Here is a 24,486-nt window from a genome sequence, read left to right on the forward strand (position 1 = left end):
TAAATTTTTTAAAGAATTATGTCGCAAAAAGTGTTATAATTGTAGTTTGAATAAGAGTTTAATATTTAATCATTGTAGATATAAAAGAAGGTGAAAATATGAAGGATAATAAGTATTTGCCCATTAGCAGGCAAGATATGATAGATAGAGGCTGGGAACAGTTAGACTTTATTATAGTTACGGGAGATGCATATGTAGATCACCATAGTTTTGGAACTGCAATTATCTCCAGAGTGCTTGAAAATGCAGGATATAAAGTAGGGATAATAGCTCAGCCCAATTGGAAGGATGCAGAAGATTTTAAAAAACTAGGGGTACCTAGATTAGGCTTCTTAGTAAATGCAGGTAATATGGATTCTATGGTAAACCATTATACTGTGAGTAAAAAATTGAGAGATAAGGATTTTTATTCACCGGGAGGACAAATGGGGTTAAGGCCGGATAGAGCCACAATTGTTTATTGTAATAGAATAAGAGAAGCCTTTAAAGATATTGCTATTATGATTGGAGGAGTAGAGTCAAGCTTAAGAAGATTTGCTCACTACGATTATTGGAGTGATAAGGTAAGAAAATCTATACTAATTGACAGTGGAGCCGATTTATTAGTTTATGGCATGAGTGAAAGACAAGTAGTGGAGATTGCAGATAATCTGAACAATGGCTTAGATATAAAATATATCAGACATGTACCGGGGACATGCTATGTGATAGATAGCTTAGAAGAGGTATATGACTATATTGAAATACCCTCCTATAAAGATGTGTGTAGAGATAAAGTTAAATATTCAGAGGCTTTTAAAATACAGTATGAAGAGCAAGATCCTGTTAGAGGAAATACTATAGTACAAAAGCATACAAACAAGTATGTTGTACAGAATAGACCAGAGATGCCGCTTACTAGAGAAGAACTGGATAAGGTTTATTCTTTACCTTATCAAAAAAATTATCATCCTATTTATGAAAAGCTAGGTGGAATACCAGCGATAGAAGAGGTTAAGTTTAGCATAGTAAGTTCGAGAGGCTGCTTTGGAAACTGCTCCTTTTGTGCTATAACCTTCCATCAAGGAAGAATTGTACAAAGTAGAAGTGAAGAGTCAATATTAGAAGAAGCAAAAGAAATTACAAAGTTTGAAGATTTTAAAGGATATATCCATGATGTTGGAGGACCTACAGCCAATTTTAGATACCCAGCATGTAAGAAACAACTTAAGGTCGGTGCTTGTAAGGATAAACAGTGCTTACACCCAAGTCCCTGCAAAAATTTAGATGTAGATCATACGGAATATTTAAGATTGCTTAAAAAGTTAAGAGAATTACCTGAGGTTAAAAAGGTTTTTGTACGTTCAGGATTAAGATATGATTATATTATGGCGGACAAAAATGATACATTCTTAAAAGAACTTATTAACCATCATGTCAGCGGACAGCTAAAAGTAGCACCAGAGCATGTTTCACATAAGGTTTTAAAGTTTATGGGAAAACCAGCGGGAAAAACCTATGATAAGTTCATGGAGAAATTTTATAGAATAACTGAGAGAGCAGGAAAGAAGCAATTTATAATACCTTATTTAATGTCCAGTCATCCTGGAAGCTCATTGAAAGAAGCTATAGAACTGGCAGAATATCTAAGGGATATTCATTATCAACCAGAACAGGTGCAAGATTTTTATCCAACCCCTGGAACACTATCAACAACAATGTTTTATACTGGTTTTGATCCTTTCACTATGAAAGAAGTATATATTCCAAAAACTAAAAATGAAAAGGCTATGCAAAGGGCCTTACTTCAATATAGAAATCCTATGAAATACGATTTGGTACATGATGCTTTAGTACAAGCTGGTAGAGAAGATCTTATTGGCTTTGGACCAAAATGTCTGATAAAGCCAAGGGAAAAGCGAAATAAAGCAGAGCATAGTGGTGGAAAAGTTACATTAAGAGGAACAAGAGGCAAAGATAACTTTGCAGTTAAGCAGGGTAAGGGTAAAGACAAACCTACAGGTAGACAAGGTAAGGTTAAGGAAAAAACTATAAATAGAGGCAAAACTGTAAGTAGAAGAGATAATAAAAGTAGAGGAAAAAGAAGATAGTTTATAAAAAAAGTTATTTTAGAAATACAATAAAAATTAAGAAAAAAAGCCAGTGCTTAATTAATGAAGCATTGGCTTTAAATTTATAAAACCAAATTGCATATTTCGTATTTATATATGTACAAATTATGCAGTATTTTTCTTGTTTCTACACATACTTCATTTCGTGGTATAAATATTATAGCCTTTGAAAACCTGCATGAATATGAAACAAGCGGATTCCGTAAAAATGAAGTGGTGATATAAAGAGAGGTATTTGTAAGTATTTTGGCAGAAAAATTTTACAAGATTCTTGATACTTATGATACAATATTTTAAAAAGAGAGGTGTAACTAATGTCACAGATATATATCGATCCAACTATTTATACTACGAAACCAGTAGGTTCTCGCTTATTGAAGGAGATGGCAGTTTATGATTTGCTGGAGAAGCTTCATATCCCTTATAGTCGTATAGATCACGATGTAACAGCAAGCATTGAGGACTGTCATGATGTAGAAAAGCTCTTGGGCATTACCATTTGTAAAAATTTATTTCTGTGTAACAGCCAGAAAACTGACTTTTACTTGCTTATGATGCCTGGGGATAAAAAGTTTAAGACAAAAGAGTTATCCGCGCAGATTCAATCTTCTCGCTTATCTTTTGCACCAGCAGAGTATATGGAAAAATATCTTGATATCACGCCCGGCTCTGTGAGCATTATGGGACTTATGAATGATACAGACCGGAACGTAAATCTTTTAATTGATGAAGATGTTATAAAGGTAGAATATTTGGGGTGTCATCCCTGTATTAATACTTCCAGTCTTAAGATTAGAACGAAAGACATTATGGATAAGTTCCTTCCGCATACAGGACATGTCCAAAGATATGTGCAATTAACAGGAGAATAGGGATATTTACATAATTATTTTATAGATAACCATAACTTAAATTTAACTTATACGTAGGGGTATATTACCAATGCTGAAGTCACATTTAAATATTTTTTATTAGTCTTAGCGAAAATTTGATAAAAAATCTTAGAACTTTGAATATGGTTGAAAGCCTAAATGGCTTTCAACGAGCGACTTATCAATGGTAATTGATAAGTTGGTCCGGACTGAGCATAGCGAGTTTATCAAAGTTCTTAGATTTTTACCAAATTTAAGCTTTAGACTAATTAGAAATATTTAACGTGACAAAGCATGGTAATATATCCCGGAGTATAAGTTAAATTTCGGGCGTGACAATCTATACTAAAAAGGGGATGAGATTTTGGAGAAGCTGATAGTTCAATGGCAAGGGTTGTTGCCAGACTTTCAAGACCCACTTAGAGTGTAATAGTTGGACATATTGGTATATCTAATATATAATTAACATATCAGTGATTGTTAAGACTTAAAACAATATCTATAATAGTATTTCTTTAGTGGAGGAGATAGGCTTGTTTAGTAAAATCCTATTAATTGATAAAGATGTTTTTGAAATAGAAAAAGCTGCATCAGTTTTAAAAAAGAATTACGATGTAATTACTGCTGCTAATGCATAAGATGCCCTTCAATTATTGCAAAATGAAAACATAGATATGATATTTGCTGATTTTAAAATGATTATGCCAGATGGAAAAAGTCTTTTGCTAAAAATAAAAGAAAAATTCCCTAACATTGTAAGAGTAATATTAGGTGAAAAAGAAGAAGATCCAATAGTATTTAATGCAATTAAAAGAAATATTGCTAAAACATGTATTTTAAAACCATGGGATCAAAATATTTTAGCACTTTGTGATAAGATTTTTCAGACAGAAGAAAGACTTAAGCAATTAAATTTTTTCTCTGCTTCCGATATTGTAAACTTAGATGAGCTTCCCACTATTCGTGCTAGCTATCAAAAAATAATACAGTTAATTGATAATGATAGTGAAATAGAAGATATTGCAAATGACATTTGTAAAATCTAATATATTTATAAATTTAAAGTGGTAGTTATTTAAGTTAACTACCACTTTTTATCATGAATACTTGTTATATCTATTACAGTAAACCATATCATAAACGGTGATTAATTTTAATTTAGTTCAGAATTTGATACGCTCATTTTAGATAAATTATGATATAATATAAATTGAGTAATAAAGAAACAAGAATAGGGTGTTGGAACATCCTATAGTATATAATTCTAGTTGCTTGGGCAACTAAAAAAATTATGCAACTGGCGGAAATGGAATTAACCATAGGAAGCATGATTTAAGAAAAGTATCGACCGTCTGGGTAAAATAATATTTATCCAGGCGTTTTTTGTTTTTAAAACATAATTATGGAGGTATTATTAATGAGAGAGTTTATTCTAAGGTATGGATGTAATCCACATCAAAAAACAGCTAAAATTTATCCAAAGCAAGGAAAAGTGCCATTTAAGATATTAAATGGAACTCCAGGATATATTAATTTTTTAGATGCTTTTAATTCTTGGCAATTAGTTAAAGAGTTAAAATTAGCATTAAATTTACCGGCTGCTGCTTCTTTCAAACATGTTAGTCCAGCAGGGGCAGCAGTAGGGGTTACATTAAGTAATGATTTGAAAAAATCATATTTTGTTCAAGACATTGAGTTATCTCCTGTGGCTTCTGCTTATGCAAGAGCAAGAGGTACAGATAGAATTTCATCTTTTGGTGATTGGGTTGCTATAAGTGATATCGTTGATTTACCTACAGCAACAATTTTGAGCAGATCTGTTTCAGATGGGATAATTGCTCCAGGATACACTGATGAAGCATTACAGTTATTAAAGAATAAGAAGAAAGGTAACTACTGTATAATTGAAATGGATTTTAACTATGAACCAGAAGATCTCGAAAGTAGAGATGTTTATGGAATTACATTTGAGCAAAATAGAAATAATATCTTAGTTAATTATGATATGTTGAATAATATAGTAACAAATAACAGAGAAATTCCGGAAGAAGCAAAAAGAGATTTAATTATAGCTATGATTACTCTTAAATATACTCAATCAAATTCAGTATGTTATGCTTTTGGTGGTCAGGTTATTGGGTGTGGAGCAGGACAACAATCTCGTATTCACTGTACAAGACTTGCAGGATCAAAGGCAGATATATGGTATTTAAGACAGCATCCTACTGTACTTAACTTACGTTTTAAAGAAGGTATATCACAGCCTAATATTGATAATGCTATAGATCAGTTTTTAAGAGACGATGTAACTGAAATTGAAAAAGAAAGCTGGAGTGATATTTTTGAAGAAATACCAACTCAATTAACTATAGAAGAAAAGAGAAAATGGCTTTTAACTTTGAATGGAGTCTCACTAGGTTCAGATGCATTCTTTCCATTCCGTGATAATATTGATAGAGCTGCTCAAAGTGGAGTAAAGTTTATTGTTCAACCAGGTGGTTCATTAAGAGATGATATTGTAATAGAAGCATGTAATGAATATGGTATGGTTATGACCTACTCTGGTTTAAGATTATTTCATCATTAAATTAAAATAACATTTACGGTAAATAATCAAGTTATAAGTTAACATTTTTGAAATATGAAATTGTAATGAAATAACAAAATTGCCCGTTAGGACAATTTTGTTCATTTTACTTTATATCTATTTTAATATTAATTGAAAATGGATTTGGAGCAGTAACCGTTAAAAATCCGGTGGACAACGATATAAAGAGAATTGACCAATAAACTGAGTACCGCGGGAATTGAGTATTGTACAAGCAATTTCACAATCGGCTTTTTTTCTAGTTCTTCAATCTTTTTCATTTGTATCCTTCTAATATATATATTAAAGATATTTAATATCTTTAATTAGAGCGTAAAAACCAATAGAATATGGCTGAATACGTTAAAAGATTATTCTTCACCCATTCCACAGGTTGTTTTATTTTTAATAAATTTTGACCTTATTTAAAATAATAGTATAATATAAAATATGTAAATTATTCTAGAGAAAAGAGGTGAACAGTTAGTAGACAAAGTTTACTAACTAAAGATTATGTTAAAGGAATTAATAAAAAAAGATGAAATAGCAGCAATGAAGGCAAAGGATAAGGCAAAAGTAAGTGTTTTAAGATTAGTAAATGCTGAGATTAAAGCCTTTGAAGTTAATGAAAAGCAAACTATTTCTGATGAAGGTGTTATAAAAATAATAGAAAAGAGTATAAAACAAACAAAAGAAACATTAGAATATGCAAAACAAGCAAATAACGAAGAAAAAATAGCAGAAGGAAATTTTGCTCTTGAAGTTTTAACTCCATATCTTCCAGAACAGTTAAGTGAAGATGAAGTAGAAGCAATGTTAAAAGAAATTATAACTAATGGCAATTATACAGCAGCAGATATGGGAAAAATAATGAAAGAAATTATGCCAAAGGTTAGTGGTAAATTTGATAGATCAAAAATTAATCCAATGGTAAAAAAATTAGTAGAATAATATAATTGCCAGAAAGGTGCTTAGTTAATTTTTAACTAAGCACCTTTCTGGCAATTAGCAAATAGATTTTTTAATTTCTCGAAATAGATAAAAGGAAAAGAAATATTTATTAAAGAAGTTATAACGTAAAAGGTAAATTTTTAGAAGAATATAAAAGTATTAATATTGCAACAGAAGAATTTCAAACAAATTTACTTGCACTCAATGCGGCTATATAAGCGGCAAGAGCAGGAGAACAAAGAAAAGGGTTTTCAGTAGTAGCTTTCTGGGATAACCATTATATTAAAAGTAATAATTGATTAGAGTTAACATTTACATTATAACCAATTATGCTGGAAAGGTGCCAAGGAATCAGAAGACAAAGTTAGTTAATATGAATAACGGAGATGAAAATATGAAAAAGAATGAATACTTATTAAGCGTAACAGAAGTAAAGAAGATACTTAAACAAGAAAGCAGAGAAACATTGATAGATTTGCTTATAGATAGTTATAAAACTATTCCACAGGTAAAGGAATATATAACTGTTAGATATGCAAATCAGGATACAATTGAACAAATATTTGAAGTTTATAAAAATAAGATTCATGATGTGTTCTTTCCCAAAAACATGAGAGCACAACTTAAAATAGGAGAAGCAAGAAAAGCGGTTAACCATTTTAAAAAGTTATGTTCAGATGAAGGACTCTTAATTGACTTAATGCTTTATTATGTTGATATGGGTGTTGAGTTTACCAATACATATGGAGATATTGACGAAAGTTTTTATAATAGTATTGAAAGTATGTACCAATCTGTAGTAAATTCTATTAATAAACATAAAAATTCGGAAATTTTCAGTATCTTAAGAGATAGGTTAAAAGCTGTAGTTGATGATACTAGTGGAATAGGGTGGGGATTTCATGATGCTCTTAGCAGTATGTATTATGAAATAAAGTGGATTGGTTTAGATGATATTGATACTGATGAGAATGAGTTAAGGCAGATAAAAGAATATATATCAGACAGACTTAGAAAAAGAAATAATGTTCCTTATTTTGATGAAAAAATGAGTATTGATAAGGTGGTAAGTGAAATTATAGATGCAAATGAAATCTTTCTTGCAAAGATGGAGGCACAATACATAGGCTATAGTAATGATGATGAGTGTGACTTCATTTCGAATACAACAGGAGATGATACAGAACTTATAGAATTCATTTTATGGCAAAAATGTTGTTATGAAATGGAGAATGATTATTGGCAATATACTGAAGGAAAATGCAGAAAATGTGGCAGCAATGAGCTATATATTAAGGAAGTTCCTAATTTAGATTTTGTAGACAGAGTTATTTGTAAAATATGTGGGACAGAATTTATAAGAGAATAAAACTGTATGGAAAAAATTAGAATATTTGTTAAGGATAATATTCGCTAGTTGCAAGTATAAAAGTAGGACGCAACGAGTCATGTTCTTGTGGCAGTGGTAAAAGTATAACAAGTAGGTATAGTATTTTACACTGTTAATAAAAAGTTGAATGCATAGATTTACGCATTCAACTTAGTTTTTGTGGTATATTTGGTTATCTTATATACTTCTGTCTAATTTCATCTAAATTAGCTGTTTTGATATCATCAACAACTTCAATAACACCAAGTATTTTCCCATCTTTGATAATACCGTAACCATAAAGTTTATTTAATTCAATACTTAAGTCTACAACACCTTAGATAATTCACCATATCCGCAGATAACTATTTCTTTAGGCGTATCTAGTTACCCTGATGATGGGCAAAATGTTCATGAGATTATTGAAGCTTGTGATAAGGCTTTATTATGTGCAAAGAAAGATGGGAAAAATAGAACTTATTATAGCAAGAGTAAACTAGTAAAGTTTTAAAGAGTTAAAATTGAATAGCTATTTGAAAAATATTAAAAGGGCTGTCTTAAAATGATTAAAAAAATTATTAGGAAAGATAGCCTCTTTCTAAGTCTTTTAAGAAAAACCACTAAAAGTCAACTAAATTTATGGTTAACTTTTAGTGCTTTATTTATTTTTAGATATACTAAAAAGGAAATGATACAAATATCATTTACATTAAACCAATATAATAAGCCTAAAGGATTAAGATTTTTTCCTTTAGGTTATTGGTTCTTCATTTTTTCTTCACATCTTTTTTTTATAATATAAAGATGCAATATGGCGTTAACCTTATATCTAATGGTATCAAATTTACTAAAGGGAGGGAACGTATAGATTAGTAATTGAAAAAAGGATACTACTGCTTTATTCAGGAACTATAGGGGTTTATAGTAGGGAAAATGGACAAGGCGATTTAAAGTATGTATTAAAAGAAATTTTTTTAGTTAAGGAGAAATCAGATGAAAAAGATAATTGTTATTTGTCTAGTGGTAATTATGATAATTATAAATGGAATTGTATTTGATGTAATGAATAGTAATGGACATAGCGGGTATGTTGAATCCGTAGAAAGTGGTGCAAAACATGAATAATAAAAATAAAAAAAGTTTTAAATTAAGAACTATAGACTACATACTTTATTTTTTTATCTTTGGAGGAAATACTCTTATGAGCGGCTCCCTTGTGCATGCATTAGAATTTTCTCTTACTAACATTGCGATGTTCTTCATAGGGCTTATCCTTACAACAACAGGAACATATATGCATCAGTACATATTTAGCGATAGAGAAAAAGGGCAAAAAGTTTCTTTCAGTAATCAGTCTGTGACTATCTTGATTGCAGTAAGTTCTGGAAGTATAGCTGGTGGTATACTTCATTGGCAGCAAGGTCCAAAGTTTGCATTATTTATTATTATTTCAGGTTTTATTCTTTCACTAATAACTACCCTTTTATATACAATGAAGCCAATAAAAGATATTCTGATAAGCTTTTTGGTTAAAACAGGTATGTTTGCAGGTATGAGTTTTATATCTGGATCTATCGTTCACTCAATAAATATTTGGTTTACAAATTATTCGTTAATTTTAGTTGGAATAGTTTTAGCTGTTGGTTGCTCACTAATAAATGAATCCCTATATAAGAAACGAACAATTAATTACTTTTTAAAGGAATCACTTATTTTATTATTTTTAACTATGGGCATAGGTGGGATTACCGGTGGAATTCTTCATTTTGAAGTGAACAGTTCCTTTGCTTTAATGTTAACCACAGTAGGAATTATAGTATCCTTTACTTCAGCAATGTTTAAACGTGAAGGATCTCTTGTAGAATTGAGAAGGTAAGGTGAAAATTAAATGAAGAAATTTTTGTTAATCATTGCATTGTTATTGACTCTATTTACAATGCCTGTCTATGCACATACGGAAAATCCTCATGAACAAACACAGCCTCAAGTTAATACTACTAAAACAGTAAACCCTGATACGAATAAGGAAAGTACCACTAACCACGAGGAAAACGTGGTGAACAATCATATACCAGCAAAACCAAAAAAAGATTATTCTATGTTCATTCCTTATGTAATGACAGCAAATGTATTAGTAATTTGTTTAGCTGGTATGGTCATTTACTCAGAAAGGAAAAAGCATTTTAAAGCTAAAGAAAATTAAGAAAGTACTATTATTTCATTTTTTACAAAAAGATTAGTTAATAGTTCTCCTTTGATACCCGATGTAAATAGCTGAAGAAGAATCTTTGGACAAAATCCTTATGTTTTAATAATATATTCTTTGCTATTAAAATATTTACAACCTATAGTTATATATGAATATCACAAAACAATAGGAAAGATTTAAAAGGGACTGTCCTGAAAACTATTCAGAGACACCACAAAAAAGAGCATAACAAATAAGCCTGCCTTTTGGTAGGCTTTTACCATTTCTTATTTACAATATCTAAATTTGATAGATCAAAAATTAATCCTATGGTAAAAAAATTAGTAGGATAATATAATTGCCAAAAGGTGCTTAGTTAATTCTTAACTAAGCACCTTTTGATAATTAGTAAATAGATTTTCTAATTTCTCGAAATAGATAAAACAAAGTTATCTATAATCTAATTTATGATATTAGTAATTTTTATTGATGTGGCAATTGAGCATATTATACTGAGAGCTGTGGAATTTGGACTTGACAAGCCTTGGGTAAAAATAGGATATTTGTATAGGAAGCACTGGAAGATAGAAAACGCTTTTATATGTTGGTATGACTAGATAGTTGTATAATGAAAAGGTAGGGATTATTGAGGAATGATTTCAATTGGGATTTCCCACATTTGCCAATGGATTTAAGTTTCTTAGATGAATAAAATCAAAAATATTCCGCCAAGCATTTGTAATTTACATAAGTTAAAGGAGTTATATATAGAAAACACCTCTATATCAGTTATACTGAAGGAGATAGGTCAGCTTAAAAATTTATCAGTGCTGGATATAAGCAACAACAAAATATTGGAAAACTTGAATATTTAAATGATAAATACTTTAAAAGGGATGCTTTTGACTATATAGAAAAGAGGGAAGGTAAATGAGTAACGAAAAGACAGCTGGTGTAATATATGCAGTTGCTGCATATGTATTATGGGGTATTCTGCCTATATACTGGAAGTTTATAAATAGTGTATTTTCAATAGAGATTTTATCTAACAGAATTGCGTGGGCATTTGTATTTATGATTGTAATTATTGCAGCAACTAAACAATGGGAAAATTTGAAGCGTATAGCGAGGGATAAGAAACAAATGTTTTATATCTTTATTGCATCAATTCTGATTGCGTTTAACTGGGGATCATACATTTGGGCTGTTAACTCAGATAAGATTGTGGATTCAAGCCTAGGGTATTATATTAATCCATTATTCGCAGTGGTCCTAGGGGTAGTAATTTTCAAGGAAAAGCTAAGTTTTTGGCAGGGAGTTGCGCTTTCTATGGCTTCTATTGGTGTTATAATTAAAACCTTGCAATATGGTAAAATTCCGTGGATTTCCCTAGGATTAGCTATTTCCTTTGGATTATATGGTGCAATTAAGAAGTCCATTAAGGCTAATTCTATAGTTGGACTAACCCTTGAAACAACCATGCTTACTCCTATTGCCGCAGCATATATAGCATCAAGGCAGTTTAGTGGACTGGGCGCTTTTGAGAGAGAAGGTGCAGTAGTAATCCTTCTGCTTATAGGATCTGGTATAGTTACAGCTGTTCCGCTGCTGCTTTTCGCAAGTAGAGCAAAAAGACTCCCTATGTCAGTGCTTGGTTTCACTCAATATATTTCACCAACCATAAGCCTGCTTATTGGAATTTTTGTGTATCATGAAGGTTTTACAGCCATGGATATGATAGGCTTTGGTTTTATATGGGCGGCACTAGCTATATATTCTCTTTCGCAAATGAGTTTGACTAGAAGTTTAAGTGATGTAAAGCAGTTTAGCTAAAGGTTGCTAAGGTTAACAATAAACTTAATCGTAAGTTTAGGCTACTTAGTCCCAACGATCCACTGGGGATATAAACAAATTATGAACAAAAGGCAAAAGTATGACAGAAAGAAATCTGTTGAGCTTTTGCTTTTTTAAGTTGAGAATAAGCATTTAGCGAAGTTAAAACCATCTAGATGGGTGTATTCAAAAGAAAAAGTCAATATGATATTATGATATAAAGAATACAGATATAGAAACACAACTTATAGTAGCAAAAGAACTAAAGGATGAAGAAGCAAAGTATTTAAAATTGCTTCAGGCAGAGCATAGTAGTAAAGAATTGATAAAAAAGTGGATAACAGAGTATATAGGAAATATTAAAGATCCATAGAAATATTTAAATTCAAAGGGCTTTACTTTACATCTCTTAATAATTGATTAAAGTTTATTAGTAGAGTAAAATAATATTAATAATAAATATAATATTAATCAGTTATAATGGTAAAGATACAGGAGGAATTTAAGTGAAGATTTATCACGGCAGTGATATTGTTGTTAAAAATCCTGAGATTTTACAAAGTAATAGACTACTTGATTTCGGGATAGGTTTTTATACTACAAGTAATAAAGAACAGGCAGTTCGTTGGGCTGAAAAGGTTAGTTTAAGAAATAATACAGGTAAGAAATTTTTATCAATATACAATTTCGATATAGAAAAGGCAATACAAGAACTTAAAATAATAAAATTTGAATATGCTGATGAAAAATGGTTAGATTTTATATCAGCAAATAGAAGAGGTAAAAAAATTGTACAAGAATATGATATAGTAATTGGCCCTGTAGCTGATGATAATGTATATCTTACAGTAAAGCTCTTTGAAACTGGTGTACTAGATAAAAAAGAAGCTTTAAAAAGATTGAAAATAGAAAAACTCTTTAATCAAATATTATTCCATACTGATAAATTATTAAAGTTCTGTTCTTTTGACTACTATAAAGACTTGGGAGGAAAAAGCAATGGATAAAAATAAATTTAATGCGGTCTTTCCAATCATATCCGCTGATCTTGTAGAAAAAATTGCGGCTGAATTAAATTTATCTGAAAAAGATGCTGTTACAAAATTATATTCATCCCATTTATATGAAGTGTTGGAACAAGAGGAAACTAAGCTTTGGCAGTATAGTACAGAGAAACTCTTTGAAATGTTTTTAGAAGAAATAAAAGACGGAAAGATAACCTTTCCACAAGTATAAGGAAGGTGATAAGTAGTGGATAAGATTATTGATTTTACAGTATTTTGTCTTGAAAGTTATAAACAAGCACATAATATGAGTGGTAAATCAGCACTAAAAGTTTTTAATGACAACAATGTCTTTGATTACATTAAATCTTTTTATGATGTACTTCATTCAACTGGAGAAGGTTATATTGTAGAAGACATTGACATGTATATTAATTCAAAATGAGGAACATTTGCCAAAGGTGAATGTTAAAAAAACTGTAATTCAAGCAGAAATAAGACCAAATAAATTTGAAGTTATTGATGGTAAACATCGGATGGAAAGAGCCTATAGAGAGGGGCTAGAGTTTATCGATTCCTATAAACCAGCAATATCAATAGTTTAGATACAAAATTAAGGATTTTTAACCACTAATTAGTATTATTTTACTAACTGGTGGTTTTTATTTATAAATTTTTAGAAGAAGTTACAAAAGTTTCTGAAAAGGTGGTAAGTTATGCATGAGCCGATAGCAGTAATTTATCATATTCAACAGAAAAGGGTGGACTATGGATCAACTGCTAAGGGTATGGTTACTATGACACCATCTTTTTCTCCAGATGGTAAAAAAGTTATATTTCTCTATGGAGATTACAAGACAATAAAGAAGAATGCATATCCAAAGGTATCAAACTAGAGGATCAAAGTTGGTACTATGGACGTTATAAATTACAAAATAGCTTGGATATTCATATTTCCGAATAATATGGAATATAAATATCTTCTTTGCTAATGCACGTGAAGTATTGTTTGATACTAACAATAAAATAGAGGTACGATAATAAATCAAAGATAGTAAAAACTTCGAAATAAGGTTTTACTATCTTTTTTGTTAGGGTAGTAATAACCCTGTTCTATTTTTGATTAAAAAGTAAAAATAAGTTATAATATGCATATATTATGCTAAATTGGTATTATTAATTAACATTTGGTTTATAGAAGAATAAACTTATAACATAATAAATGATTAAGTAGATTTTGATAAATCATTATACCTTAACCGAGGTGAGAATATGACAAAAGATACAGAACAAAAAAATACATATAACTATATAGCTGTAGATGGCATAACAGCTAAAGAAATAGATAGCTTCAACTGCATTACTGGTGACAACAATCATCTGTTGCCTAAACTTAAAGAATCCTTCAAAAAAGCTACAAACATAGACATCATAGTAGCATTTTTAATGGAGTCAGGAGTAAAGCTTCTGGAAGCCGAGCTTAGGGAAGTAGTTGATAAAAATATACCAATAAGAATACTTACAGGAAATTATTTAAATATAACTCAGCCACAAGCTCTTTATATGCTGAAGGATATCATGGGGTATAAGGTTGACTTGAGATTTTATAATGTACCTAATAGATCCTTTCATCCTAAGGCATATATTTTTGAATATGAAGATGGTGGAGATTTATACATAGGATCATCTAATATATCTAAATCTGCGTTAACTAATGGTATTGAGTGGAATTATAGATTAAATAAAGAGAAAAACAGTGAGGATTATAATAGCTTTAAAGCTGTATTTGAAGATCTATTTTTAAATCATTCAACTATAATAGATGAAGAGGAAATGAGAAGATATTCAGAAAGCTGGATAAGACCAAAAGTATATAAACATATAGATGCGGAAGAAGCTTCTGATAACACTAGTGAAGATAACTTAACAAAAGATGATAATACTATAATTAAGCTTTACGAACCAAGAGGAGCCCAAATAGAAGCATTATATGAATTAAAGAAAAAGAGAGAAGAAGGCTATGATAAAGGATTGGTAGTAGCGGCTACGGGTATCGGAAAAACTTACTTAGCTGCCTTTGATTCAAGAGCTTATAACAGAATCCTTTTTGTAGCACACAGAGAAGAAATAATAAATCAAGCTGCAGTTTCTTTTAAAAATGTAAGACCCGATAAATCCATAGGCTTTTTCTATAGAGACAACAAAGATACTGCCAGCGATTTTATATTTGCTACGGTTCAGACCCTTGGAAAGCTTGAGTATTTAAATGATAAATACTTTAAAAGAGATGCTTTTGACTATATAGTAATAGACGAATTTCATCATGCCGCAGCAGGAAACTATAAAAACATTATAGATTATTTTGAACCTAAATTTATGCTGGGTTTAACAGCTACTCCAGAAAGACTAGATAACAAAGATGTGTTTGCATTATGTGATAACAACACTGCCTATGAGGTAAGATTAAAAGCTGCTATTAATAAAGGGTGGTTAGTGCCTTTTAGGTATTATGGAATATATGATGAGCTTGTAAATTACGAATCCATAGACTATAAGAATGGAAAATATGATGATAAACAGCTGGAAGCAGCTCTCATGATAAATAAAAGAGCGGATTTAATAATAGGTCATTACAGCAAATACAAAAGTGAAAGAGCTTTAGGGTTTTGTTCCACAAGAAGACATGCAGAATTTATGGCTGAATACTTCTGTAATAAAGGAATAAAAGCCTGTGCTGTAGTCAGTGATGGAGGTTCTGATTACTGTATGGATAGAGAAGAAGCAGTAAATCAGCTGAGCAAAGGTGATATAAAAGTATTATTTTCAGTAGATATGTTTAACGAAGGTCTTGATATTCCTTCTGTGGATTTAGTAATGTTTTTAAGACCAACTCAATCACCAACAGTGTTCTTACAGCAGTTAGGTAGAGGACTACGTAAGTCAAATGGCAAGAACTATTTAAATGTGTTAGACTTTATAGGTAATTATAAGAAGGCAAATCTTGTACCCTTCTTTCTTACAGGAGAACAAAAGACCACAGGAGGTAGTACAATTATACCTAGTGAAGAAGAATATCCAGAGGATTGCTTTGTAGATTTTGATTTCAGACTTGTAGATATATTTAAGAAGATGGAACAGCAGGGAAAAAAGCTTCAGGATATAGTAAAGGATGAGTATTACAGAATAAAAGAAGATTTAGGTCACGGACCATCAAGAGTTGAGATGATTACCTACATTGAAAATGATATATACTATAAAATTAAAAATGTAAAAGATAAAAATCCTTTTAAGAATTACTTTAAATTTTTAAAGGATATAAATGAATTAGAAGATGAAGAAACTGCAATTATAGGAACAAAGGCAGAGGAATTTATAAACATGATTGAAAATACCTCCATGTCTAAAACCTATAAAATGCCTGTATTTTTAGCATTTTATAATGATGGAAAGTTAAAAATACGTATAAATGAAGAAGATATATACAACAGCTTTAAAAACTTCTATGCTAAAGGGTCTAATGCAGTAGATTTGTTAAATCAAAAATCTACAGAGGGTTTTAAAGATTGGAATCAAAAGCAGTGGTATAAGCTTGCAAAGGATAATCCACTGAAGTTTTTAGCTAAAACTGAAAAGGAATTTTTCTACTTTGATGAAGATGAATATTGCTTAAATGAGGCATTAAAACAGTTTGGTGAAAACCAAGCTCTTATGAGAAACTTTAAGGATGCAGTAGACTTAAGGACAAGAGAGTATTATAAAAATAGAGTAGAGAATAAGAAGAAATAGAATTACTGGTAAAATAATTTATCCGATGACTACCCGCTCTAATACTCCCATCTTTTCCAAAGTGGGAGTAAAGAGCGGCTACGTCCCTGGATTCGTTCAACTAAGAATCAGGTAGAGATTATTAGACAAACCTCACCTGGTTCAAGTTTCACTTTATTAAACAAATATAAAGATAAAAGAGAGGGTTTACAAATGAAAGTTTACAATAAGTTAGTTAGAGATAAAATACCACAGGTAATAGAGGCTGCAGGTAAGAAGTTTGATGTTAGAAAGGTTGGTAAAGAGGAGCACTATAAGTTATTGGAAGTTAAATTGGAGGAAGAAGTTAAGGAGTTTTTAGAGAATAAGAATTTAGAGGAACTGGCAGATATTATGGAAGTGTTGTTTGGGCTGGCTGAGAATATGGGATATAGTGAAGAAGAGTTGTTGCAAAAGAGGTTGGAGAAGAAAAAGGAACGTGGAGGATTTAGAGAGGGGATTGTGCTGGAGAGGGTCTATGAGTAGTTAGTTGTTTTGAGGTTTGTAAAAAAGCCTCTATTTGTGTTGCTGTTACTTGATGTGGGGTCTACAACCATGTTTTTATAAGGCATTCCTTTTTAGGAATGCTGGAGTAGTAACGAGATACTAATTGCTAAAAGAAAACAAGGAAAGTATTTAGGCGGATTTGGGGAACCTCATGGAGGAAAAATTAAACATGGTGAGTACACAGAAGAAAGCTTGATTAGAGAATTAAAAGTGGAAAATTATTTTGGGTATTACATACATCAGTATGAAACAAACACAATAAGACTGAGTCTTTTTAAAAGAAAACAGTAAAGGGTTATATAGAACTTAGAGATCATGATTAATATCTTGGGGTTAAGATAGAAGGATTAGATAGAGGTATTTTTATGAAGAGGCTTATGGAGAGTGAAAGGCGAATTTTATGGTAAATTAGTTAGAGGTAGAATAGCAGGTTCATTTTTGGAACAGAAAGCATTAGGTTTGAACAGAAGAAAAAGAAACTAGCATGGAAAAAGACTTGATTGGGGCGTAGATAACTGAAATTCGTTAAATTTATTTTGGTAAATATTTTATAAGTATTAAATTAATAGTATAATATATATTAATTAGAATTTAAGTGATCACTTAAATAGATATATATATGGATAAGGGAAACTTTATTAATATCTTTTAAATTACAAGTATCATAGCAATAGGGGTGTTTTTTTGGATCACATATTAGATATTTTAAAAGAAAAAGGTATTAGATGTTATCAGACAGACAGATTTAATTTAGATCATACATTGCTTGAACCGTATCAAGATGATAAGCAAGAGTTTCAATTTATAAAACCGCATGAAACTAAGAGAACTAAAGATATATTTGTAAACATTGAAGATAGAGGTTATTTTAATTTGTTTAAGTATTTTTTAGATGGGTCTAGATATACATATAAAATTGCGGAAATGGAAACAGGTGATAATGAGTATATGCCAATAATAGCAGGACAGTTGGCTGCGGGTGTTTGCTCAAGAACTAATGGTAATATGAAAAAGTATATTCTTAAAAGAAAAAATATATTAACATTATATCATTTGATTAATGAAGAAGATTTTAATGATATCAAAGAAGTTATGGATAGATTAAATATAATAAATGGGGTTTCATTTAATTTAGAGAAATATGGTTTAGGCAAAAGAAATGATGAAAGGCCAGAAAGCTCAGCTATAGCAAAACTTCAAAGTATTATGCATGATATGGAAATAGAAATATTATCTGAAATGGTACAGACATCTGCCCTTAAAAGTGACGAGATGTTAATGATTGATGGGTCTTTACAATTTTTAAACGAAGATGCTAATGAAGATCTTTTTGAGTATGTAATTGGTATTTCAAAATCATTTAATCCTAATTTAAGCAAGATATTTATAAATGAAACTACACAAATTGGCGCAGTGTTAACAAAATTAAAATATAGACAAAGAACGCCAGTTTATAGATACCCAATAAAGAATAGTGATAAAATAATTGGAGCATGGTATTTAAGAATAAGACCAGAGGAACGAATGAAAAATCCTCTAGATGGGATTATTAAAGTTGAAAAAATGGCAACTACTACAAGCGAAAAAGATAATGGGTTTGATACAGATGAAATAAATACAATTTCACAAGCTATCTTGTTAGAAAGAAATGTTACTTGTTATGGAAATGATGCTAGATGGTGCAATCATCTTTATCCAATATACTTAACTGAAAGCATGTTAAAATCAAGCTTTTTAAGTCAACAGCATTTTATTAATTTATTTTAGGGGGACAAAAGATGAAAAGTAAAATTGGAAAGGTTTCTGCTACTGAAAAAAATCCAACAAGTAATGATGAGTTTATATTTTGGTTAGATAGTAATATCGAAATAAAACCATTTGATATTGTAAAAGCCATTAATAAGGTTGGAAAAAAGTGTTCAATCACATATGCTATAGTAAAAGAAATATATCATATGACTGACAGTGCAGGTCATTTAAGTAATTATATATCTTCAGATTTTGGTGATATAGAATCAGTACCTATGACTAAAAGAATAGGTGTAACGTATGCTATAGCTCAAGTTATAAATAATAATAAAGATGTGTACATGCCATTAACAGATAATACGATTATAGAATTTGCAGATGGTAATGAAATTAAAGAGGCTTTAGGCTTAGATAATATAAAAAATCCAATTCCAGCAGGGTTTATTGAAAGTACAAATGGTGTTTCTGTTCCTATTTTTTTAAATAAAGATTTTTTAATTGGACCAGAAGGTGCACATTTAAATATATCTGGAATATCTGGATTAGCGACTAAAACATCATATGCTATGTTTCTAATGCAGTCTATACAACAGAAATCAAAAGATACAGCTATAATAATTCTTAATGTTAAAGGTTCAGACTTATTAAGGTTGAATGAGAATAATCCAACCATTACAGAAGCAGAAAAAGAACTGTGGAATAAGAGTGGTCTAGAGTGTAAAGCATTTGAAAATGTTAAGTATTTTTATCCATACAAGCCTGGGTCAGAGCATTTCTATGCTAATACTCCACTAGATTATAATACTTTAAAAGAACAGAAAAGTTTAGGGGTGTTAAATAATTATATTTATACCTATGAAAAACACAAACAGGATTTAGAATTACTTTTTAGTAATATTGATGACCCTAATTACACTATGGAATCAATTATGAATTATATTACAGAGTATAGTGAGTTTTCTAATCTCAATTGGAATGAATTTAAGGAAAAGTTATCAAGTTTCACGCAAAAGGGAAGTTCTAAAAATAATGAAATACCAGTGCAATCATGGAGGCGATTTAAAAGATTAATTAATAAATCTATAAATAATAATATATTTCAGTCTAGTAAATCAACTGATAGAAATAAATCGCATTGCTATTTATCTGATGAGATAAAAAATATTAATAAAAATGAGGTTTTTGTAGTGGATGTAGCTAAAATTGAAGAACAACTACAATATTTAGTATTTGGGGATGTATTAAAAAGTGTCTATGATTTGAAATTTGGAGAAACCTCAAGAAATGAAGAGGACATACCTAATAAAATAATAATATTTGTTGATGAGTTAAATAAATATGCTGGCTCAAGTACGCCTAAAAATTCACCTATTTTAAAATATTTACTTGAAATAACAGAAAGAGGACGGTCAGAGGGCATCATTTTATTTTCAGCAGAACAGTTTAAAAGTGATATTCACGACAGAATAAAAGGCAATTGCTCAACACACGTTTATGGTAGAACAAATGCAATAGAAATATCAAAATCTGATTATAAATATATACCTAAAGTATATTCTAATATGATGACAAGGCTGAAAAAAGGAGAATTAATATTGCAGCATTCAATCTTTAGTACACCTCTAAAAATATCATTTCCTATGCCTTCATACAAACAAAGGAGTGATATATATGAATAGTAATATTAAAATTGGAAAATTTACTTTAGATTCGCTGACAACAGGTATGTATGAAGATAAAAGAGTAATTTATAGGGAATACATTCAAAACTCAACTGATGCTATAGATGAGGCGATACGGAGTGGTTTACTTAAATGTACTAAAGATGGTTTAATAAATATTGTAATTGATAAAGAGAATAAATGTATAAAAATTACAGATAACGGTATAGGCGTTGCAGTAGAAAAAGTTATAAGTACCTTATGCGATATTGGAAATTCAGAAAAAGACTTCAAAAAAAGTAGAGGGTTTAGAGGAATTGGAAGGTTAGGTGGAGTATCTTATTGTGAGGAATTAATGTTTGTAACATCTTTCAATGGAGAATCTAAAAAATCAATTATAAAATGGAATTGCGTTAAGTTAAGGGAGTTGTTGATACCTGGCAATCACAATGAATATGATTTGCAGATGGTTATTGATGAATGTATTACTATTGGTTATGAAAATGAAAATAGAGATGAACATTATTTTCAAGTTATAATGAATGGAATTCCAGAAGAGTCAGAGTTATTGAGTGAAGAAGTTATAAAACAATATATTGCTACTGTAGCTCCTATAGAATTTGATTCGAGAAAATTTTTCTATTTTAGTGACTTAAAGGATGGTATAAAAGTTGAGCTCGAAAAAAATAAATTACCATTGCAAGAGTATAGAATATTTGTAAATAGTAATAAGCAGTTAACTAAACTATATAAAACGAAAATTCATACTAATACTAGAGAAGATGATATCTTGAAAGTTGAATATGATATTCAAAGGGATGAGGAGGGAAACTTAATTTATTTTGCTTGGTATGGAATTTCTAATTTTCTTGGAATGATAAATGATGATAATGTATGTGGAATAAGATTGAGGAAACATAATATACTAGTTGGAAATGGGAGCACGCTTAATGGTGTATTTACGGACAAAAGATTTAACAGATATTTTATAGGGGAAATATATATATGTGATGATGAAATAATTCCAAATGCACGAAGAGATAACTTTGAAGAAAACTCTAATTATAGAATTTTAATTGAACGTTTTTCTGAATTAGCACAAAAAAAACTATCTAGAATAATAAGAGAATCATCTAATTTAAATGCTGCCTCTTCAAAGATGGAAAAAATACAGAATGAATATGTAAGACTAGAAAAAAAAATAGATAACGGTATAGCAACAAAAGATGAAATTGAAAAATTAAATGAGGATAAAGAAAAGTTAATCAAGGAAATAGAAAAGAATGAAAAAAAACTTATAAATGCTGCTAGTAAATTGAAAAACTTGGGTCTCGATAAAGATATTAAAATTGAACAAGCTTTAGAAAAGAAGAATTCAATCGAGGAACATACAAAAATTGTTGAACATAAGCTAGAGAATCCCAATAAGCCAGTTGACCATTTAACAGGCTATTCAAAGGATGTAAAAAAAATTGTATGGAAAATTATCGATATAATAAAAGACAATGTTGACGAAAAAACTGCATTAAATCTCGAAAATAAAATCTATGAAAAATTACATAAATAGTTTTAAATTATGTTTGGATTTTTTTAATAGCGGATATATAATCCGTTATTTTTTTGCTAAGAATTTTAATCAATTGACATTTTATACGTGGATGCTATAATGAACAGAGATACTATGATAGAAAGGTGAGTAAAATGGCGAATATTCTGTTAATAGAACCGGATTATAAATGCAAATATCCACCATTAGGATTGATGAAAATTGCATATTATCATAAAGAACTAAAAAAGGATTTTGTGTGGTTTACTAAAGGGAGATTACCATATAAAATTTCAAATATAGTTAAAGAAAAAATAGAAAATAGTAAGTATTATCAAACTAAATTTAAAGATGAAAATATCAATACTGAAACATTTATAGATAATGTAAATGATATAATTGAAGGTAATAAATGGGATAGAGTTTATGTTTCGTCACTGTTTACATATGAATATGAAAAAACAAAAGAGGCAATAAACTATGCTAAAGAGATTACAAATAGAGATTTGAATAAAATAATATTTGGGGGCATTTCGGCAACATTGCTCACAGAAAAATATGAAGTAGAAACTGGAATTAAAGCTGTGACAGGACAATTAGTAAGTTCTGAGATGATTGGATATGATGATAGTATAAATATTGATATATTAACTCCGGATTACAGTATTTTAGAAAATATTGATTATGATTATCAAAATAGTGATGCGTATTATGCATATTCAACTAGAGGGTGCGGTATGAAATGTGGATTTTGTGCAGTACAAAAACTTGAACCACAATATAGTCCCTATATTTCAATAAAAAATCAAATTTGGGAGATAAATGAAAGGTATGGTGAAAGAAAAGATTTGTTGCTAATGGATAATAATGTACTAAAATCTCCGAAGTTAAATCAAATAATTGAAGATATTATTGACCTTGGTTTTGCTAAAGGAGCACAATGTTTAAATTCAAAAAGTGGCAAAAAATCAAGAAATAGATATGTAGATTTTAATCAAGGTTTAGATGCCAAATTATTTACTGAAGAAAAAGTAAAACTGCTAAGCAAAATCGCAATAAGACCTGCTAGAATTGCATTTGACCATATAGAAGACTATAAGGAGTATGAAAAAGCAATCAGATTAGCTGCACAATATGATATAACACATTTATCTAATTATTTACTATATAATGCAGAAAGTTTTTCAGGTAAAGGTTCCAGTTATAAGGCAGATATTCCAGCTGATTTATATAATAGATTAGATATTAATGTAAAGCTACAGGAAGAGTTAAATCTTAAGAGAGAGCAAGAAAATAAAGAAAGGATACATATTTTTTCATTTCCAATGAGATATATACCGCTTGAAGATATAGAAAGAGGTTTTTCTGCCAGTGGATGGAATATTAAGTATTTAAGAGCAATACAAGCTATACTAATACCTACCCAAGGAAAAGGGGTTAGTAGCAAATCATTTTTTAAAGCAGCGTTTGGAGAAAATGTTGAAGTTTTTAAAGAAATATTAATAATGCCAGAAAACTATATAGCCTCAAGAGGAAATCCAGATAAAATTAAAGGAATAGAGGAAAATGAACGCGAAGAAAGATGGAAAAGTTTTCAGCATTGGGAGGAATTAAGAAGTGAATGGAAAAAGCTTTATGATGGACTTGATGATAAAGAAAAAGAATACTTTATAAACAAAATTGGAAACAATGAATATACATACAAAACATTTAAGGGATTAACTGAAGAAAAGTTTAGAAATCTTTATATTCATTATTTAACAGAAAATGCTTTATTATTAGAAATTTTTCATAACTTATATATGGACGATGATGACAAAATGATAGAAGATACAAAAATGTATCTTTTAAATGAAGGAAAAGAAATATATGCTAGTCTAGTAAAATATGTAGCTGAAACTAATACCATGAATAAGCAACGAGAAATTTATTTCAAAATTTTTCAGCAAAAAGGGCTTATTGATGTCATATCTTACTGGGCTCTTAATAATAAAGGCATTAATGATACAGCATTTAAAGTAACAATACAATATAAAAAATATTTAGGAAATGACTTATACAATATAAATAAATTGCTGTGGATTATAAAAGAACAGATAAAAATTAAAGAAAAAGAGTTAATTGAAATAAGCAATAAATTATTATCATTCCAGATCTCAAGTTTTGAAGAAATGTTAAATAAAAAAATGGATATAGTATATAAAATGCAAGTGACTAAAGTGAAGAACAATAAACTGACTAAGGAAGAATGCTTAAAAATATTCAGTAAGATACATAAGGATACTATGTATAAGCCTAATTAGT

The 24,486-nt window shown here is 29.8% G+C and carries 23 protein-coding genes, 1 pseudogene and 1 riboswitch; all 24 genes and pseudogenes read left to right on the plus strand.

What is annotated here, in order from left to right; all coding sequences use genetic code 11:
- Positions 1-98 precede the first annotated feature (98 nt).
- The 24 genes and pseudogenes from HGI79_RS02240 (at position 99) to HGI79_RS02350 (ending at position 24,485) form a co-directional block, all read left to right on the plus strand.
- A complete protein-coding gene (locus HGI79_RS02240; protein WP_185649092.1) occupies positions 99-2,090 on the plus strand; it encodes a YgiQ family radical SAM protein in 1,992 nt (663 codons plus the stop codon).
- A gap of 335 nt (positions 2,091-2,425) precedes the next feature.
- Positions 2,426-2,983, plus strand: a complete 558-nt coding sequence (locus HGI79_RS02245) for a prolyl-tRNA synthetase associated domain-containing protein (RefSeq protein ID WP_185649093.1) — start codon at positions 2,426-2,428, stop codon at positions 2,981-2,983.
- Between the two features lie 650 nt (positions 2,984-3,633).
- Positions 3,634-4,029, plus strand: a pseudogene (locus HGI79_RS02250) (response regulator); the annotation flags it as partial.
- 237 nt (positions 4,030-4,266) lie between these two features.
- Positions 4,267-4,348: riboswitch (ZMP/ZTP riboswitch) on the plus strand.
- A 52-nt stretch (positions 4,349-4,400) separates the two neighbouring features.
- On the plus strand, positions 4,401-5,570 hold the full coding sequence (locus tag HGI79_RS02255) for a phosphoribosylaminoimidazolecarboxamide formyltransferase (protein ID WP_185649095.1): 1,170 nt from the start codon (positions 4,401-4,403) through the stop codon (positions 5,568-5,570).
- Positions 5,571-6,083: 513 nt separating this feature from the next.
- Positions 6,084-6,521: a GatB/YqeY domain-containing protein gene (locus HGI79_RS02260; RefSeq protein ID WP_185649096.1), complete on the plus strand. Its 438-nt coding sequence runs from the start codon at positions 6,084-6,086 to the stop codon at positions 6,519-6,521.
- A gap of 394 nt (positions 6,522-6,915) precedes the next feature.
- Positions 6,916-7,890 carry a DUF6155 family protein gene (locus HGI79_RS02265; RefSeq protein WP_185649097.1) on the plus strand — a complete coding sequence of 325 codons (975 nt, stop codon included), beginning with the start codon at positions 6,916-6,918 and terminating at the stop codon, positions 7,888-7,890.
- Between the two features lie 367 nt (positions 7,891-8,257).
- Positions 8,258-8,401 (plus strand): diguanylate cyclase domain-containing protein, encoded by a 144-nt coding sequence (locus tag HGI79_RS22650; protein WP_313885174.1) that lies wholly within the window; start codon positions 8,258-8,260, stop codon positions 8,399-8,401.
- Between the two features lie 482 nt (positions 8,402-8,883).
- Complete coding sequence (locus tag HGI79_RS23120; RefSeq protein WP_278046673.1) at positions 8,884-9,015, plus strand: hypothetical protein; 132 nt, start codon at positions 8,884-8,886, stop codon at positions 9,013-9,015.
- On the plus strand, positions 9,008-9,766 hold the full coding sequence (locus HGI79_RS02275; RefSeq protein WP_185649098.1) for a hypothetical protein: 759 nt from the start codon (positions 9,008-9,010) through the stop codon (positions 9,764-9,766). Before HGI79_RS23120 ends, HGI79_RS02275 begins: the two co-directional genes overlap by 8 nt.
- Positions 9,767-9,778: 12 nt before the next feature.
- A complete protein-coding gene (locus HGI79_RS02280) occupies positions 9,779-10,093 on the plus strand; it encodes a hypothetical protein (protein WP_185649099.1) in 315 nt (104 codons plus the stop codon).
- A gap of 452 nt (positions 10,094-10,545) precedes the next feature.
- On the plus strand, positions 10,546-10,695 hold the full coding sequence (locus tag HGI79_RS02285; protein WP_185649100.1) for a hypothetical protein: 150 nt from the start codon (positions 10,546-10,548) through the stop codon (positions 10,693-10,695).
- Between the two features lie 87 nt (positions 10,696-10,782).
- Positions 10,783-10,953, plus strand: a complete 171-nt coding sequence (locus tag HGI79_RS23610; RefSeq protein WP_185649101.1) for a hypothetical protein — start codon at positions 10,783-10,785, stop codon at positions 10,951-10,953.
- Between the two features lie 55 nt (positions 10,954-11,008).
- The gene (rarD, locus tag HGI79_RS02295; protein WP_185649102.1) at positions 11,009-11,911 is read left to right on the plus strand and encodes an EamA family transporter RarD; all 903 of its coding nucleotides are present in this window, start codon (positions 11,009-11,011) and stop codon (positions 11,909-11,911) included.
- A gap of 506 nt (positions 11,912-12,417) precedes the next feature.
- The gene (locus HGI79_RS02300; protein ID WP_185649103.1) at positions 12,418-12,918 is read left to right on the plus strand and encodes a DUF3990 domain-containing protein; all 501 of its coding nucleotides are present in this window, start codon (positions 12,418-12,420) and stop codon (positions 12,916-12,918) included.
- The gene (locus HGI79_RS02305; RefSeq protein WP_185649104.1) at positions 12,911-13,147 is read left to right on the plus strand and encodes a hypothetical protein; all 237 of its coding nucleotides are present in this window, start codon (positions 12,911-12,913) and stop codon (positions 13,145-13,147) included. The genes HGI79_RS02300 and HGI79_RS02305 overlap by 8 nt, the downstream gene beginning before the upstream one ends.
- Positions 13,148-13,162: 15 nt before the next feature.
- Entirely contained in the window at positions 13,163-13,360 is a 198-nt protein-coding gene (locus HGI79_RS02310; RefSeq protein WP_185649105.1) for a DUF3791 domain-containing protein, read from the plus strand.
- A gap of 7 nt (positions 13,361-13,367) precedes the next feature.
- Positions 13,368-13,520, plus strand: a complete 153-nt coding sequence (locus HGI79_RS02315) for a hypothetical protein (protein WP_185649106.1) — start codon at positions 13,368-13,370, stop codon at positions 13,518-13,520.
- A gap of 111 nt (positions 13,521-13,631) precedes the next feature.
- Positions 13,632-13,811 (plus strand): hypothetical protein, encoded by a 180-nt coding sequence (locus tag HGI79_RS02320; protein ID WP_185649107.1) that lies wholly within the window; start codon positions 13,632-13,634, stop codon positions 13,809-13,811.
- Positions 13,812-14,187: 376 nt separating this feature from the next.
- Positions 14,188-16,701: a DEAD/DEAH box helicase family protein gene (locus HGI79_RS02325; protein WP_185649108.1), complete on the plus strand. Its 2,514-nt coding sequence runs from the start codon at positions 14,188-14,190 to the stop codon at positions 16,699-16,701.
- A 192-nt stretch (positions 16,702-16,893) separates the two neighbouring features.
- Positions 16,894-17,205, plus strand: coding sequence for a nucleoside triphosphate pyrophosphohydrolase (locus tag HGI79_RS02330; RefSeq protein ID WP_185649109.1), 312 nt, complete (start codon positions 16,894-16,896; stop codon positions 17,203-17,205).
- A 705-nt stretch (positions 17,206-17,910) separates the two neighbouring features.
- On the plus strand, positions 17,911-18,993 hold the full coding sequence (locus HGI79_RS02335) for a hypothetical protein (RefSeq protein ID WP_185649110.1): 1,083 nt from the start codon (positions 17,911-17,913) through the stop codon (positions 18,991-18,993).
- Positions 18,994-19,004: 11 nt separating this feature from the next.
- Positions 19,005-20,654 carry an ATP-binding protein gene (locus HGI79_RS02340; RefSeq protein ID WP_185649111.1) on the plus strand — a complete coding sequence of 550 codons (1,650 nt, stop codon included), beginning with the start codon at positions 19,005-19,007 and terminating at the stop codon, positions 20,652-20,654.
- Complete coding sequence (locus HGI79_RS02345; RefSeq protein WP_185649112.1) at positions 20,647-22,203, plus strand: ATP-binding protein; 1,557 nt, start codon at positions 20,647-20,649, stop codon at positions 22,201-22,203. Before HGI79_RS02340 ends, HGI79_RS02345 begins: the two co-directional genes overlap by 8 nt.
- A 134-nt stretch (positions 22,204-22,337) precedes the next feature.
- Complete coding sequence (locus HGI79_RS02350; protein WP_185649113.1) at positions 22,338-24,485, plus strand: hypothetical protein; 2,148 nt, start codon at positions 22,338-22,340, stop codon at positions 24,483-24,485.
- Position 24,486: the final 1 nt, after the last annotated feature.

It is taken from the genome of Clostridium sp. DJ247 (assembly GCF_014231265.1).

What these genes read in the sequence shown, in the direction of transcription:
- HGI79_RS02325 (WP_185649108.1), top strand. Translation starts at nt 14,188, where the DNA reads ATGACAAAAGATACAGAACAAAAAAATACATATAACTATATAGCTGTA.
- HGI79_RS02345 (WP_185649112.1), top strand. Translation starts at nt 20,647, where the DNA reads ATGAATAGTAATATTAAAATTGGAAAATTTACTTTAGATTCGCTGACA.
- HGI79_RS02280 (WP_185649099.1), top strand. Translation starts at nt 9,779, where the DNA reads ATGAAGAAATTTTTGTTAATCATTGCATTGTTATTGACTCTATTTACA.
- HGI79_RS02340 (WP_185649111.1), top strand. Translation starts at nt 19,005, where the DNA reads ATGAAAAGTAAAATTGGAAAGGTTTCTGCTACTGAAAAAAATCCAACA.
- HGI79_RS02245 (WP_185649093.1), top strand. Translation starts at nt 2,426, where the DNA reads ATGTCACAGATATATATCGATCCAACTATTTATACTACGAAACCAGTA.
- HGI79_RS02255 (WP_185649095.1), top strand. Translation starts at nt 4,401, where the DNA reads ATGAGAGAGTTTATTCTAAGGTATGGATGTAATCCACATCAAAAAACA.
- HGI79_RS02330 (WP_185649109.1), top strand. Translation starts at nt 16,894, where the DNA reads ATGAAAGTTTACAATAAGTTAGTTAGAGATAAAATACCACAGGTAATA.
- HGI79_RS02260 (WP_185649096.1), top strand. Translation starts at nt 6,084, where the DNA reads ATGTTAAAGGAATTAATAAAAAAAGATGAAATAGCAGCAATGAAGGCA.
- HGI79_RS02275 (WP_185649098.1), top strand. Translation starts at nt 9,008, where the DNA reads ATGAATAATAAAAATAAAAAAAGTTTTAAATTAAGAACTATAGACTAC.
- HGI79_RS23610 (WP_185649101.1), top strand. Translation starts at nt 10,783, where the DNA reads ATGAATAAAATCAAAAATATTCCGCCAAGCATTTGTAATTTACATAAG.
- HGI79_RS23120 (WP_278046673.1), top strand. Translation starts at nt 8,884, where the DNA reads ATGAAAAAGATAATTGTTATTTGTCTAGTGGTAATTATGATAATTATA.
- HGI79_RS02320 (WP_185649107.1), top strand. Translation starts at nt 13,632, where the DNA reads ATGCATGAGCCGATAGCAGTAATTTATCATATTCAACAGAAAAGGGTG.
- HGI79_RS02240 (WP_185649092.1), top strand. Translation starts at nt 99, where the DNA reads ATGAAGGATAATAAGTATTTGCCCATTAGCAGGCAAGATATGATAGAT.
- HGI79_RS02265 (WP_185649097.1), top strand. Translation starts at nt 6,916, where the DNA reads ATGAAAAAGAATGAATACTTATTAAGCGTAACAGAAGTAAAGAAGATA.
- rarD (WP_185649102.1), top strand. Translation starts at nt 11,009, where the DNA reads ATGAGTAACGAAAAGACAGCTGGTGTAATATATGCAGTTGCTGCATAT.
- HGI79_RS02305 (WP_185649104.1), top strand. Translation starts at nt 12,911, where the DNA reads ATGGATAAAAATAAATTTAATGCGGTCTTTCCAATCATATCCGCTGAT.
- HGI79_RS02350 (WP_185649113.1), top strand. Translation starts at nt 22,338, where the DNA reads ATGGCGAATATTCTGTTAATAGAACCGGATTATAAATGCAAATATCCA.
- HGI79_RS02285 (WP_185649100.1), top strand. Translation starts at nt 10,546, where the DNA reads ATGATATTAGTAATTTTTATTGATGTGGCAATTGAGCATATTATACTG.